The following is a 13620-nucleotide window of genomic DNA, read 5'->3' on the forward strand; positions in this document are numbered from 1 at the left end:
GCGCCCCTCCGTCAGTTCGTGCCGATCTTCGCCAGCAGGTCCACGATCCGCGACTGCACCTCGGCGCTCGTCGACCGCTCGGCCAGGAACAGCACCGTCTCGCCCGACGACAGCTTCGGCAGCTCCGCCTCCTGGAGGCTCGCCGAGGTGTAGACGACGAGCGGCGTACGGTTGAGCTGCCCGTTCGCCCGCAGCCAGTCGATGATCCCGGCCCGGCGGCGGCGCACCTGCATCAGGTCCATCACCACCAGGTTCGGCCGCGTCTGCGCGGCCAGCGTGACCGCCTCGCTGTCCGTGGCCGCCCGCGCCACCTGCATCCCGCGCCGCTCCAGCGTCGCGGTCAGCGCCAGCGCGATCTCCTCCTGCTCCTCGATCAGCAGGACCCGCGACGGGTGCTGCTCGCTGTCCCGGGGCGCCAGGGCCTTGAGCAGGACGGCGGGATCGGCGCCGTACGCCGCCTCCCGCGTCGCCTGCCCCAGGCCCGCCGCCAGCAGCACAGGCACCTCCGCCGCCACCGCCGCCTGACGCAGCGACTGGAGCGCGGTGCGGGTGATCGGCCCGGTCAGCGGGTCGACGAACAGCGCCGCCGGGAAGGCGGCGATCTGGGCGTCCACCTCCTCGCGGGAGTGCACGATCACGGGCCGGTAGCCGCGCTCGCTCAGCGCCGCCTGCGTGGACACGTCCGGCGCGGGCCACACCAGCAGCCGGCGCGGGTTGTCCAGCGGCTCCGGGGGCAGTTCGTCGTCGACGGGCAGCGGCGGCGGCTCGTTCGCCACCTCCACGGCACCGCCGGGACCGTCCAGCGGCTCGGGGCCCTCGGCCGCGTCCTCGTCCGGTGCCCCTATCTCGTACGCCCGCCCCTCGGCGGGAGCGGACAGCCGGTGCGGCGCCGGCGGCGGCGTGGGGGCCGCCGGAGCGGGGGCCGCGGGCTGGGGCTGGGGCCGCGGGTGGGGCCGGGCGGTCTGCTCGGGTACGGAGGGCCGCTCGCCCTCCGCCGGGGGCGTGGCCAGCTTGCGGCGCCGCCCGGAGCCCGAGGGCTGCTGGGCGAGCTGCTGCGCGAACGGCACGCCCTGGCCGAGGGTGCGCACGCTGAACGAGCGCCCCTGGCCGTTGGAGGCCCCGGGGTCGGCCGGCACCTCGGGCGGCAACGGTACGGAGCCGGTGCCGGTGGTCGTCTCCTGGACGGCCCGCCGGCGCCCCGTGGGCGCGGGCACCGGGGCGGGACCCTGCGCGGGAGCCGGTGCCGGCGGGACCGGGTGCGGCTGCGGCGGCGTGTGGTCGGCGCCCGGTTCGGTGGGCACCGCGTCGTGGCGGCCCTCGTCGGGGCGCTCGTCGGGGCGCCGGTCCGCCTCCGCGGGCGGGAGCGCGAACGCGGTACGCGCACCGCTCTCGGGCGCGGGTGCCGGTGCCGTGCGGTCCTGCGCCGCGCCCAGCGCCCGGCGCGCCCGCCGCCCACCCGGCTCACCCGCCGGCGCCTGAACGCCCCCGGCAGCCGGCACGGACGCCGCACCAGTGGCCGGCCCCTGCGCCGGAACCGCCACCGAACCGGTGGCCGGCCCAGAATCCGCCGCCGGAGCCGCGAGGGGAGCCTGTGCGGGAACGGGCGCGGGAACAGGCGCCGCAGCGGGCGCCGCGGCGGCTTCCGGGGGCACCGGGACCGAGGCGGCCGGGAGCGCCGGCATGGCGCCCTCACCGTTCCGCCGCGCCCGCCGCCCGGCGGCCGGAACCGGCACCGCGTCCGCGGGCACGCCCTGCGGCGGCACCGTCTCCCCGAGTGCGGCCCGCCCCTGCGCGCTCTCGGCGGCCGTCACGACCGCCCCTTCGGCAGGCACTCCGGCGGGCGCGACGGCAGGCACCCCGGCGGGCGCCACGACAGCACCCGCCTCCGCCGGACTCGGCCGCCCGCGCCGCCGCCCGGTCGGCTTGGCGGCCACCGGGTCCTCGGCCCGCACGGGGCTCTCCAGGAAGGCGTCCGTCGACGCGCGCCGCGCCCGCCGCCGTCCGCCGCCGGACGTCCCGCCACCGGAGGTGTCACCCGACGCCTGCGCGGGAACGACCGCGACGGCAGCCGCACCGTCCACCGCCCCGGCGTCCGGCTTCACGGTCCCGGCGCCCTCGCCCAGCGGCACCTCCAGCACGTACGCGCTGCCCGGCATCCCCGGCACCTCGTGCGTCTGGAGCACACCGGCGTGCGCCCGGACGATCCCGCGCACGATCGGCTCGTGCACCGGGTCGCCGCCGGCGTACGGCCCGCGCACCTCGATCCGCACGACATCACCGCGCTGCGCGGCCGCGACGACGATCGTCGAGTCCACGTACCCGCCGCCCGGCACCGGCCGGGTCTTGCCGGTGGAGTCCACCCCGGCGACGTCCGCGATCAGGTGGGCGAGCGCCGTCGAGATCCGTACGCCGTCGACCTCGGCCTCTATCGGCGGGGCGTGCACCGCGAACTGCACCCGCCCCGGGCCGATGAGCTCCACCGCGCCCTCGACACCGGCCGCGACGACCGCGTCGAGCAGCACCTTCGTCTTGTGCAGCGACTCCTCGCCGACGTCCAGCCGCTGGTAGCCCAGCACGTTGTCGACGAGCGTCGTCATCCGGGCGTACCCGGCGGCCAGGTGGTGGAGCACCTGGTTGGCCTCGGGCCAGAGCTGACCGGCCGGGTCGGCGGCCAGCGTGCCCAGCTCGCGGCGGAGTTCCTCCAGCGGGCCGCGCAGCGAGTCGCCCAGCACGGCGGTGAGCTGGGCGTGGCGGGCCGCCAGCGCCGCGTACCGCTCCTCGCGCTGCTCGATCTCCACCGAGAGCCGCTCGCTGAGGTCGGCCATCTCGGTGGCGTGCCGTTCGGTGAGCTCCGCGACCTCGGCCGTGTGCCGCTCGGTCAGCCCGGTCACCTCGGCGGTGTGCCGGGTCTCCTGCTCCTCGTAGGGGCGCCGGTCGGTGAACGTCATCACCGCGCCGACGAGCTGGTCGCCGTCGCGCACCGGCGCGGTCGTCAGGTCGACCGGCACGGCGGAGCCGTCCTTGGCCCACACCACCTGTCCGCGCACCCGGTGCTTGCGCCCCGACCGCAGCGTGTCGGCCAGCGGCGACTCCTCGAACGGGAACGGCTCGCCGTCCGCCCGGGAGTGCAGCATCAGCCCGTGCAGCTCCTTGCCGCCCAGGTCGCTCGCCCGCCAGCCCAGTATCTGCGCGGCGGCCGGGTTGACGAGCACGATCCGCCCGTCGGTGTCGGTGCCCACGACGCCCTCGGAGGCGGCGCGCAGGATCATCTCGGTCTGCCGCTGGGAACGGGCCAGCTCGGCCTCGGTGTCGATCGTCCCGGACAGGTCGCGCACCACGAGCATCAGCAGCTCGTCACCCGTATAGGCGCTGCCGTACGAGTCGTACGCCTCGCGTCCGTCCTCCAGGCTCGCGCTGGTGACCTCGACCGGGAACTCGCTGCCGTCCGTGCGCCGGGCGATCATCCGGGCCGGCTTGGTCCGGCCGCGCTCGTCGGCCGCCTCGGGCCGGCGCATGGAGCCGGGGATCAGCCGGGAGTCGAAGGCGGGCAGCAGATCGAGCAGCCCGCGCCCGACCAGCGCCGTACCGGGCGCCTCGAACATCTCGAGGGCGATGGTGTTGGCGTTGACGACCGTGCCGTTGCAGTTGACGAGTACGAGCCCGTCCGGCAGCGCGTCGAGTATGGCTGCGAGGCGAGCAGCGCCTCGGGATGGCCTGCTGCTCACGACGACGCTTCCTCCCACTCGGCCTGTCACTGGAGGGAGTCTAAAGGCAGGTGATGTGGGCCCGACGGCGGTTGTGTGCGGGTTCCTCTACGACCTGGCCATCGGCAGCACCGGCTTCAGGGTGTCCCACCTGGCGATCTCGCAGCCGTCGGTCCGCTTGAAGTGGGCGTCGACGTCCTGGCCCCGCCAGGTCCCCGTGATGTGCGCGGTGGCGGCCCCGCCGTGCTGCTGGGTGCACATCTGGCCACGGGCGACGGGTGCGAAGGGGTCCCTGCCCTCGCCCGCCAGCTCCTCGAGCCGGTCGCACGCTCCCTGCACCTTGGGGTGGTTGCCCTCGGCGGTCCGCAGACCGCACTTCAGCTCGAACGTGCCGTCCGCCATCGGGTTGCCCGAGTTCTTCACCGTGACGGTCAGCGAGTCGGTCCCGGCCAGCAGGGGGATCGGCAGGGGCCCGCCGGCGACGGCGGCGGGCGCGGCGGCGCCCAGGGCGGCGAGGGACGCGGCGGAGGTGAGGACGAGACGGCGCAGCATACGAACTCCAGGGGGTACGGATCGGACCGTCGGGATGCCCGGCATCCCTCACCCCACTAACGCTCCAGCCCCCCGCGCGTTGCGCAAGCGGGCCGCGCGGCCCGCACGGGAAACGCTTTGCCCTCGGCCCCGCCCGCCTAGTACCGTGGGGATCGATTGGTGACACCCCCTTGGACTGTGTCATCATCTGCACGCACCACTCGCGCCCGCGCGAGTGCGCGCACTGGAGGCGTCGCCTAGTCCGGTCTATGGCGCCGCACTGCTAATGCGGTTTGGGTCTTAAAGCCCATCGAGGGTTCAAATCCCTCCGCCTCCGCCGCACCACCCGAAGCCCCGGCCCCACGGCCGGGGCTTCGGTCGTTCTCGGGGGTCTCTGATCATGGCGACGGGCATTTGCCCAGGTCAGAGGGGGTTCGGCTAATGGATTTCGCGTCACGGCGCAGGTCATGTAATGTTGTTCCCGCAACGCCGACCGGGCAGAAAAGCCCGGGAAGCACAAGCACTCGTAGCTTAACGGATAGAGCATCTGACTACGGATCAGAAGGTTGCAGGTTCGAATCCTGCCGAGTGCACAGCAGCGAAAGGCCCCGGAGAGATCCGGGGCCTTTCGCGTATGTCCGCTCCCGGATGTCCGCGTCCCGTGGGCGTTGGGCCGTTCGCCGTACCGTGGGCGGCATGGTGTGGCGGTGCAGGGGGCTGCGGTGGCCGGCGGGCGGGGACGGGCCCGTGCTGGTGTGGGAGGGCGGGCGGAGCGGCGCCGTGGCGTACGGGCGCGAGATCGGTTTCCGCGTGGTGGGGGAGCGGCGGTGCACCGGGGCGCGGGGCAATCCGTGTCCGGTGGGCGCGGTCGTGGGCGGGCGCGGGACCGGGGGGCGGTGCGCGGAGTGCGCCCAACTGGACCGGCTCCACTCGGTGGCGGCGGACGGGGTCCCGGACGACGCGCGGGTCTTCCGGGTGTACCTGGCCTGGTTCGGCGCCGGGATGGTGAAGGTCGGCATCACGGCGGAGGAGCGCGGCGACGCGCGGCTGCGGGAGCAGGGGGCCGTGGCGTACACCTGGCTGGGGCGCGGGCCGTTGATGGCGGCGCGGCGGACCGAGGAGGTGCTCGGCGGGGCGCTGGGGGTGCCCGACCGGATTCCGTACGCGGCCAAGCGCGTCGCCCGGGTGGGCCTCCCGGGTGAACAGGAGCGGGCGGCGGAGGTGATGGCGCTGTACCGGCGGGCCGCCGGGGTGCCGGTCTGGGCGGAGACGCTGGAGCGGGTGCCGCCGCGGGTCGTCGACCATGCCGGGCTCTTCGGGCTGGGCGGGGTCGACGGGCTGGACGGGGTGGTGCGGGAACTGGTGGACGGCGGGGCCCTGGTGGGTACGGTCGCCGCCGCGGCCGGGCCGGATCTCCACCTGGTCGTACCGGACGGGCGCCGGATCGTGCTGGACACGCGGCTGATCACCGGATGGGGCCTGGTCCGCCACGAGGGCGAGCCGCTGACCGTTCCCGTCGCCCCCGTGCCCCGGGGCGTGCAGGGCGGGCTGTTCTAGGAGGCCGCGCGGGGAGGTGCCGCCGGAGGACGCGCCGCTGGTGGTGCCGCCGGAGGTGCCGCGTACCCGGGGCCGTTTCTCAGGGAATTCACAGGAAGCGGCAAGGGGCCTCTCAGGCGGGTGCGGGAGCGTCGGGACATGACCGTCACCTCGCCCCAGGGGCGTACCGGAATGCTCAGGCCCGACGGCAGTGCCGTCCGGGTGCTCGTCGTGGACGACGAGGACGCCCTCGCCGAGCTGTTGTGCACGGCCCTGCGGTACGACGGGTGCGAGGTGCGCAGTTGTGGGGACGGTGCCGGGGCGGTGCGGCTGGCGCGGGAGTTCCGGCCGGACGCCGTCGTGCTGGACGTGGCGCTGCCGGACATGGACGGGCCGGCGGTGCTGGGCGGGCTGCGGCGGGAGCTGCCCGGTGTGCCGGCGCTGTTCCTGACGGCGAAGGACCCGGTGGAGGACCGGATCGCGGGGCTGACGGCGGGCGGGGACGAATACGTCACCAAGCCGTTCGGGCTGGAGGACGTGGTGGCGCGGCTGCGGGGGCTGGTCCGGCGGTCCGGCGCCGCGTCCGGGCGGGCCGAGTCGGTGCTGGTCGTGGGGGACCTGGTGCTGGACGAGGACAGCCACGAGGTGTGGCGGGGCGGGCGGGGGATTCATCTGACCGCCACCGAGTTCGAGCTGCTGCGGTTCCTGATGCGCAATCCGCGGCGGGTGCTCAGCAAGGCGCAGATCCTGGACCGGGTGTGGTCGTACGACTTCGGGGGCCGGGCGAACGTGGTCGAGCTCTACATCTCGTACCTGCGCAAGAAGATCGACGCGGGGCGTCCGCCGATGATCCACACCCGGAGGGGCGCGGGGTACCTGATCAAGCCGGTGGGGTGAGAGGACGGCCGGAAAAGCGTTATACAGCGTATGGCTCGCCTTGTACGGTGTACGGGACAGCTTCCCTTACACCGTACAAGGAGCCCTCCCCCATGACGGCGACCACCGCCGGGACCCCCACGCCTCCCGCCGTGACCGGCGGAGGCCACCCGCAGCGCTGGCTGATCCTCGGCGTGATCTGCCTCGCCCAGCTCACCGTGCTGCTCGACAACACCGTCCTCAGCGTCGCGATCCCCTCGCTCACCAAGGAACTCGACGCCTCCACCGCCGACATCCAGTGGATGATCAACGCGTACTCGCTGGTCCAGTCGGGCCTGCTCCTCACCGCCGGCAACGCCGCCGACCGCTACGGCCGCCGGAAGATGCTGCTCACCGGCCTCGCGCTGTTCGGCATCGGGTCGCTGGCCGCCGGACTCGCCCAGTCCTCCGCCCAATTGATCGCCGCCCGCGCCGGCATGGGCGTCGGCGGCGCGCTGCTGATGACCACGACCCTCGCGGTGGTCGTCCAGGTCTTCGACGACACCGAGCGGGTCAAGGCCATCGCCCTGTGGTCCACGGTGAGTTCGCTCGGCTTCGCGGCCGGGCCGCTGCTCGGCGGGTTCGTGCTCGACCACTTCTGGTGGGGCGCGATCTTCCTGATCAACATCCCCGTCGCGGTCATCGGTCTCGTCGCCGTCGCCGCCCTCGTACCGGAGTCCAAGCACAAGCAGGGTGACCGGCCCGACCTCGTCGGCGCCGTGCTGTCGACCATCGGCATGACGGCGGTCGTGTACGCGATCATCTCCGGCCCCGACCACGGCTGGACCTCCGGCCAGGTGCTCGTCCCGGCCGCCCTGGGCGCGGTCGTGCTGGCCGCCTTCGCGCTGTGGGAGCTGCGCACCCCGTACCCCATGCTGGACATGCACTTCTTCCGCGACCAGCGGTTCGTCGGCGCCGTCGCGGGCACCATCCTCGTCGCCTTCGGCATGACCGGATCGCTGTTCCTGCTCACCCAGCACCTCCAGTTCGTGCTCGGGTACGGGCCGCTCGACGCCGGTCTGCGGACGGCGCCCCTCGCCCTCACCGTCGTCGTGCTCAACCTCGCGGGCGTCGGCGCGCGGCTGCTGCCCAGGCTCGGTACGCCGTGGACGATCGCCATCGGCATGGCCCTGGTCGCCGCCGGTCTCGCCGCGATCGCCGTCCTCGGCGGGGCGCACGGCTACGGCGGCATGCTCCTCGGGCTCGTCGTCATGGGCGCGGGTGTGGCCCTGTCCATGCCCGCCATGGCCAACGCCATCATGAGCGCGATCCCGCCGGAGAAGGCGGGCGTGGGCGCCGGCATCAACGGCACCCTCGCCGAGTTCGGCAACGGGCTGGGCGTCGCCGTCCTCGGTGCCGTGCTCAACTCCCGGTTCGCCGCGCTCGTCTCCGTGTCGGCCGCGTCCCTGCCCGCCGCGCTGGCGGCGGCCGACGGGCCGGCGGAGAAGGCCCGGATCGCGGACGCGTTCGCGACCGGCCTGGAGACCAGCCAGCTCGTCGGCGCGGCGGCGGTCCTGGCGGGCGGCCTGCTGGCCGCACTGCTCCTGCGGCGCGCGGAACGGCGGCAGGCATAGCATCGGGCCGGCAGCGAGGAGGAAGTCCCATGGAGTCGGCGCGACGGACGAGCGTGTGGCTGGAGGGCAAGTCGCCCCGAGCCCGGAAGGCCGACCAGCCGTCCGGGCTCGACCGCGAGAGGATCACCGAGGCGGCGGTGCGGCTGCTCGACGCCGAGGGCCTCGCCAAGTTCTCGATGCGCAAGCTCGCGGCGGAGCTGGACGTGACCGCGATGTCGGTCTACTGGTACGTCGACACCAAGGACGACCTCCTGGAGCTGGCGCTCGACCGGGTGGTGGGCGAACTGGCCCCCGATCCCGGGCCGGGGACGGACTGGCGCGAGCGGCTGCGGGCGCTGGCCACCTCGTACCGGGGGCTCTTCGTCGCCCACCCCTGGATGTCCAGCCTGCTCGGCCACTTCCTCAACATCGGCCCCCACTCCCTGGACTTCGCGCGCAGGGCCCAGCAGGTGGTGGCCGACACCGGGCTGCCCCTGCACCTCCAGACCGGGGCCATGGCCTCCGTCTTCCAGTTCGTCTACGGCTTCGGCACCATCGAGGGCCACTTCCGGCAGCGGTGCGCGGAGGCCGGGATGTCCCAGGACGAGTACTTCGCGCACGCCATGGGGTCGATCCGCGAGCAGCCCGGGTACGCCCGGACGTTCGAGCACGCCGAGCGGATGATGGAGGCGCGCGGCGGGGACACCGTCGCCGAGATGCGCGACCGGGACTTCCGGTTCGCACTGGAGATCCAGATCGCGGGCATCGAGGCGATGGTGGACCGCGCCGCGGAGTCCCGGCCCGACGGGAGCGACTGAGGGGCGGGGTCGGCCCGGAGGACCGGGGCGGGCCGCGCCGGGACGACTGAGTCCCGGGCCGGCCGGGGGCGGTCGAGGGTCAGGGCGGCGCCGGGACGGCCGAGGGGGGCGAGCCGGCCCGAGCGCCGCGAGCGGGGTCAACGGCCGGGACCGGTCCTGTGCGCCACGGCGGCGCGCATCGCCTCCATCAGCTCCTGACGGGACGAGCGGAACGCGCGCCGCGCCTTGGTGCACGCGGGATCGTCCCGCCTGCCGCCCTCCGCCACCACGTCCCGGTACGCGGCCAGCTTGTCGGCCGCGTCCCTGGCCTTCGCCACGACCTGCGGCGGCGCCAGGAGTTCGAGCTGGTACTGCTTGACGTGAACTCCGTGGTCGAGCAGTGCCGTCGTCACGGACCGCCGGTTCTCCTCCGCGGCGGTGAGGTCCCGGCTCGCATGGCTTATCAGGTCCCGGGCCAGTGTCAGCGCCTCCAGGAACTGCGCGTACGTGGCGTGGAGCGTCTCCCTCTCCCGCTCGCCGGTGTCGCGTTTCCACCGTAAGCGGTCCGCGAGCAGGGTGCTCCCCACACCGATCACCGCCCCCAACGCCGTGCTGATCAGCGCAGTCCATTCCATGGCCGCAGCGTACGGAGCCCCTCCTGTGCCGGGCCAGACCCGCGGGGCGCTCTAGGGCAGGGCTTCGCCCTGGACCGCCTGGATGTCGAGCTCGACCCGGAGCGTCGTGCCGATCGCCGAGACGCCGGCCTGGAGCACCTGGTTGTAGTTCATGGCGAAGTCCTCCCGGCGAAGCTGCGCCGTCGCCCGGAAGGCCGCGCGCACCCCGCCCCAGGGGTCCGGGCCGGTGCCCAGGTACGTGAGGTCGAGGTCGACGTCACGGACGACGCCGTGGAGCGACAGGGAGCCGTGCACGGTCCACCGGTCGGGGCCCGCCGGGGTGAGACCGTGGCCGCGGTAGGTGATCTCCGGGTACGCCTCGGCGTCCAGGAAGTCGGGTGAGACCAGGTGCTTGTCGCGCAGCCCGTTGCCGGTGTCGATGGACGCGGCCGAGATCACCGCGTCCACACGGGAGGCGGCGAGGTCGGGGGCGATCTCGATCCGGCCACCGAAGTCGGTGAACCGCCCGTGCACGCTGGAGATGCCCAGGTGCTGCGCGACCGCGCCCACCGACGAGTGCGCCGGGTCCAGCGTCCACGTGCCCGGCGGCGGCAGCTCGACGCCGCCCGCCCGGGCCAGGACGACCGTGCCCGCCTCGGCCCGGCCGCTCGCCGTCACCAGCGCGGTGGACGCCGCCGGGGCGTACCCCACGGCCGTGACGATCACCGTGTACGGACCGGGCGCGAGCGGGGCGTCCGACACGACCGCCCCCTCGGCGTCGGCCTCCACCCGCAGCACCTGCGCGCCGGTCATGTCGGTCACCGTCACCACCGCGTGCTGGACGGCCCAGCCGTCGCGGGTGCGTACCTGTGCGCGAAGTCCCATGTCCCGTGTGTCTCCTCGTCCTGGAAGAAGAAGGCGGGGCGGCAGGCCGTCCCCTGCCTGCCGCCCCGCTGCCCGGCCGCGCCTCCGCTCGACGTGCGGCCGGGGGTTCCTGATCCCGCCTACGCGCCCGGGTGGGCGAGCTCGATGTCGTGGCCGTCGACCCCGCGTCCGGCCACGGTCAGGGCACCGGCCACCGGCGGGTAACCGGTCGCGATGACGGTGTAGTCGCCCGCGTCGAGGTCGGCGAACGCGTACGCGCCGTCCTCGCCGGTGGTCGCCGTGCCGACGACGTTCCCGGCCGCGTCGACGAGCGTGACGCGCGCGTCCACCAGCGGACGGCCGTCCGCCCCGGCGCGTACCGTGCCCCGGAGGCGCGCCCCGGCGTGGAGCAGCGCCTCCACCCGGGTCACGCCCTGGCCGCCGATCTCGACCGGCAGGGCGAGCGGCCGGTGGCCGTCGGCGTTGACCGCGACGGTCACGGGGCCCGGCACCAGCTCGGCGAAGGCGAAGGTGCCGTCCTGGGTGGACGTGCCGGTGGCGAGCACATCGCCGCGCACATCCGTGACGATCACCATCGCGCCCTCGACGGGCTCGCCGCCCTCGGCCGCCCGGACGGAGCCGACCAGTCCGCTCGTACCGGACAGGAGGATGTCGTACGCCAGCGGTTCCGCACCGGCCACCACGGTGGACGCCTGCGGCTGGAAGCCGTCGGCCGAGGCGATCAGGACGTACGAGCCCGGGCCCGGCGCGTCCAGCGCGTAGCCGCCGTCGGCCTGGGCGACCGCACGCCCGAGCTGCCGCCCGGTGAGGGAGATCAGCGTGACGGCCGCGCGGGCCACCGGGGTGCCCTCGGCGGTCCGGACCGTGCCGCGCACGGGAGTGCCGTGCCCGGGTGCGCCCCGCACGGGCGTGCCGTCCGCCGCCGCGGGTGCCGCCGTGGCGGGGGCTTCCGGGGCGGGGGCCTCGTGGGCGGGGGCCGGCTCCGGCGCCGCCTCGGACGCGGGCTCCGGCTTCGCGTTGCTCTTCAACGCGACCTCCTTGATGAACAGCGTCACGAGGAAGGCGATCAGCGCGAAGGGGGCGGAGTAGAGGAAGACGTCCGCCACTCCGTGCCCGTACGCCGTCTCCATGACCGTACGGATCGGGGCCGGCAGCGCGTCCAGGTCGGGGATGCCCCCGCCGGCCGTACCGCCGTGGCCCATCGCCGCGCCCCGCGGACCGAGGTCGGCGAGGCCGTCCTGGACGTAGTGCGTGACCCGGTTGGCCATGACCGCGCCCAGTGCCGAGACGCCGATGGCACCGCCCAGGGACCGGAAGAAGGTGACGACCGACGACGCGGCACCGAGGTCCGAGGGGGCGACCTGGTTCTGGGTGCACAGCACCAGGTTCTGCATCATCATGCCGAGGCCCAGACCCAGGACGGCCATGAAGACGGCGATGTGCCAGTACTCCGTGTCGTACCGCATCGTGCCCAGCAGGCCGAGACCCGCCGTCACCAGCACACCCCCGCTGACCAGCCACGCCTTCCAGCGGCCCGTCTTGGTGATCACCTGGCCGCTGACCGTGGAGGACAGGAACAGGCCACCGATCATCGGGATGGTCATGACGCCGGACATCGTCGGCGACTTGTCGCGCGCCAACTGGAAGTACTGGCTGAAGAAGACCGTGCCCGCGAACATCGCGACGCCGACGAAGAGCGAGGCGACCGAAGCGAGGGTGATGGTGCGGTTGCGGAACAGCCGCAGCGGGATGATCGGGTCGCTCGCCCTGGACTCCACGAGCAGAAACAGCGCGCCGAGCACCACCGATCCGCCGACCATGGCGTACGTCTGCCACGACAGCCAGTCGTACTTGTCACCGGCGAAGGTGACCCACACCAGCAGCAGCGAGACCGCGGCGCTGATGAGGAACGCGCCCGACCAGTCGACCTTCACCCGGCGCTTGACCACCGGCAGCTTCAGGGTCTTCTGGAGCACGATCAGCGCGATGACCGCGAAGGGCACGCCGACGTAGAAGCACCAGCGCCAGCCCAGCCAGTCGGTGTCGGTGATCACGCCGCCGAGCAGCGGGCCGCCGACGGTGGCGACGGCGAAGGTGGCGCCGAGGTAGCCGCTGTAGCGGCCGCGCTCGCGCGGGGAGATCATCGCGGCCATCACGATCTGCGCGAGGGCGGACAGGCCGCCGACGCCGATGCCCTGGACGACACGGCAGGCGATGAGCATGCCGGCGTTCTGGGAGAGGCCGGCGACGACCGAGCCCAGGACGTAGATGACCAGGGATATCTGGACCAGCAGCTTCTTGGAGAAGAGGTCCGCGAGTTTGCCCCACAGCGGGGTGGTCGCCGTCATCGCGAGGAGCGAGGCGGTCACGACCCAGGTGTAGGCGCTCTGGCCGCCGCCGAGGTCGGAAATGATCTCGGGCAGGGCGTTGGAGACGATCGTCGAGGACAGGATGGCGACGAACATTCCGAGCAGGAGCCCGGAGAGCGCCTCCATGATCTGCCGGTGCGTCATCGGCGCGCCATCGTCATGGGTCCTGGCGTGGCCGCCCCGCACACCGGCCGGTGTGGTCGTAGCCATGAACTTCCTTTGCGTCGTTACGTCGTTGATGCGGGTGTACGGGTGGGGTGGGCCCGGCAGTCCCCGAAGGAGTCCCGGAGCCGGGCGAGCAGCACGGTCAGCCGGCCGACGTCGTCGTCGGACCAGTCGTGGAGGGTGCGGGCGAACATGTCCGTGGTCCGACGGCCGAGGTCGTCGAGCATGTCCTGACCCTCCGGGGTCAGCCGCAGGATGCGGGAGCGCCGGTCGTCGGGGTCGGGCAGCCGCTCGATCCAGCCCCGCTCCACCACGTGCGCGACATGGCGGCTGGTGACCGACATGTCGACGGCGAGCAGCTCGGCGAGCCGGCTCATCCGCATGTCGCCGTGGTGGGCGAGGAGGGACAGCACGGCCGCCGATCCGCCCGGGCACTCGGCGGGCAGGGCCCTGGTGAGTCCGCGCTTGACGGCGCCGATGGCGCTCAGTTGCCGGGCCAGTTCCTCGTACTGACTCCGCTCGGCCATGGGCACCCCCGCATCTTGTTGCTT

10 protein-coding genes and 2 tRNA genes are annotated in these 13620 nt (G+C 73.9%); 6 read left to right on the forward strand and 6 right to left on the reverse strand.

Annotated elements, in window-relative coordinates; translation table 11 throughout:
- Positions 1 to 11: 11 nt before the first annotated feature.
- Complete coding sequence (locus tag E2B92_RS27790) at positions 12 to 3725, reverse strand: PAS domain-containing protein (RefSeq protein WP_133087735.1); 3714 nt, start codon at positions 3723 to 3725, stop codon at positions 12 to 14.
- An 87-nt stretch (positions 3726 to 3812) separates the two neighbouring features.
- The gene (locus E2B92_RS27795; RefSeq protein ID WP_126889451.1) at positions 3813 to 4256 is read right to left on the reverse strand and encodes an SSI family serine proteinase inhibitor; all 444 of its coding nucleotides are present in this window, start codon (positions 4254 to 4256) and stop codon (positions 3813 to 3815) included.
- 225 nt (positions 4257 to 4481) lie between these two features.
- On the opposite strand from E2B92_RS27795, the gene E2B92_RS27800 reads away from it, so the two are divergent.
- The 6 genes from E2B92_RS27800 (at position 4482) to E2B92_RS27825 (ending at position 9057) form a co-directional block, all read left to right on the forward strand.
- Positions 4482 to 4572 (forward strand) — tRNA-Ser (locus E2B92_RS27800).
- A 183-nt stretch (positions 4573 to 4755) separates the two neighbouring features.
- Positions 4756 to 4828: transfer RNA gene (locus E2B92_RS27805), tRNA-Arg, on the forward strand.
- Positions 4829 to 4931: 103 nt separating this feature from the next.
- Positions 4932 to 5792 (forward strand): DUF2797 domain-containing protein, encoded by an 861-nt coding sequence (locus E2B92_RS27810; protein ID WP_160159795.1) that lies wholly within the window; start codon positions 4932 to 4934, stop codon positions 5790 to 5792.
- 138 nt (positions 5793 to 5930) lie between these two features.
- Complete coding sequence (locus E2B92_RS27815) at positions 5931 to 6668, forward strand: response regulator transcription factor (protein WP_126885146.1); 738 nt, start codon at positions 5931 to 5933, stop codon at positions 6666 to 6668.
- 92 nt (positions 6669 to 6760) lie between these two features.
- Positions 6761 to 8260 (forward strand): MFS transporter, encoded by a 1500-nt coding sequence (locus E2B92_RS27820; protein WP_126885145.1) that lies wholly within the window; start codon positions 6761 to 6763, stop codon positions 8258 to 8260.
- A 29-nt stretch (positions 8261 to 8289) separates the two neighbouring features.
- Entirely contained in the window at positions 8290 to 9057 is a 768-nt protein-coding gene (locus tag E2B92_RS27825) for a TetR/AcrR family transcriptional regulator (protein WP_126885144.1), read from the forward strand.
- Positions 9058 to 9194: 137 nt separating this feature from the next.
- Here E2B92_RS27825 and E2B92_RS27830 read toward each other — a convergent pair whose 3' ends face one another.
- The 4 genes from E2B92_RS27830 to E2B92_RS27845 form a co-directional block, all read right to left on the reverse strand.
- Positions 9195 to 9671: a hypothetical protein gene (locus tag E2B92_RS27830; protein WP_126885143.1), complete on the reverse strand. Its 477-nt coding sequence runs from the start codon at positions 9669 to 9671 to the stop codon at positions 9195 to 9197.
- Between the two features lie 51 nt (positions 9672 to 9722).
- Positions 9723 to 10535 (reverse strand): YceI family protein, encoded by an 813-nt coding sequence (locus E2B92_RS27835; RefSeq protein ID WP_126885142.1) that lies wholly within the window; start codon positions 10533 to 10535, stop codon positions 9723 to 9725.
- Between the two features lie 119 nt (positions 10536 to 10654).
- On the reverse strand, positions 10655 to 13114 hold the full coding sequence (locus E2B92_RS27840) for an MFS transporter (protein WP_126885141.1): 2460 nt from the start codon (positions 13112 to 13114) through the stop codon (positions 10655 to 10657).
- A gap of 17 nt (positions 13115 to 13131) precedes the next feature.
- Positions 13132 to 13596 (reverse strand): MarR family winged helix-turn-helix transcriptional regulator, encoded by a 465-nt coding sequence (locus E2B92_RS27845; protein ID WP_126885140.1) that lies wholly within the window; start codon positions 13594 to 13596, stop codon positions 13132 to 13134.
- Positions 13597 to 13620 lie beyond the last annotated feature (24 nt).

The sequence above is a fragment of the Streptomyces sp. WAC05374 genome, assembly GCF_004353505.1.
Lineage (GTDB): Bacteria > Actinomycetota > Actinomycetes > Streptomycetales > Streptomycetaceae > Streptomyces.

Bases quoted from the DNA above. Each gene is read 5' to 3' on its own strand.
- E2B92_RS27795 (WP_126889451.1), bottom strand. From the start codon at position 4,256: ATGCTGCGCCGTCTCGTCCTCACCTCCGCCGCGTCCCTCGCCGCCCTG.
- E2B92_RS27810 (WP_160159795.1), top strand. From the start codon at position 4,932: ATGGTGTGGCGGTGCAGGGGGCTGCGGTGGCCGGCGGGCGGGGACGGG.
- E2B92_RS27815 (WP_126885146.1), top strand. From the start codon at position 5,931: ATGACCGTCACCTCGCCCCAGGGGCGTACCGGAATGCTCAGGCCCGAC.
- E2B92_RS27820 (WP_126885145.1), top strand. From the start codon at position 6,761: ATGACGGCGACCACCGCCGGGACCCCCACGCCTCCCGCCGTGACCGGC.
- E2B92_RS27825 (WP_126885144.1), top strand. From the start codon at position 8,290: ATGGAGTCGGCGCGACGGACGAGCGTGTGGCTGGAGGGCAAGTCGCCC.
- E2B92_RS27830 (WP_126885143.1), bottom strand. From the start codon at position 9,671: ATGGAATGGACTGCGCTGATCAGCACGGCGTTGGGGGCGGTGATCGGT.
- E2B92_RS27835 (WP_126885142.1), bottom strand. From the start codon at position 10,535: ATGGGACTTCGCGCACAGGTACGCACCCGCGACGGCTGGGCCGTCCAG.
- E2B92_RS27840 (WP_126885141.1), bottom strand. From the start codon at position 13,114: ATGGCTACGACCACACCGGCCGGTGTGCGGGGCGGCCACGCCAGGACC.
- E2B92_RS27845 (WP_126885140.1), bottom strand. From the start codon at position 13,596: ATGGCCGAGCGGAGTCAGTACGAGGAACTGGCCCGGCAACTGAGCGCC.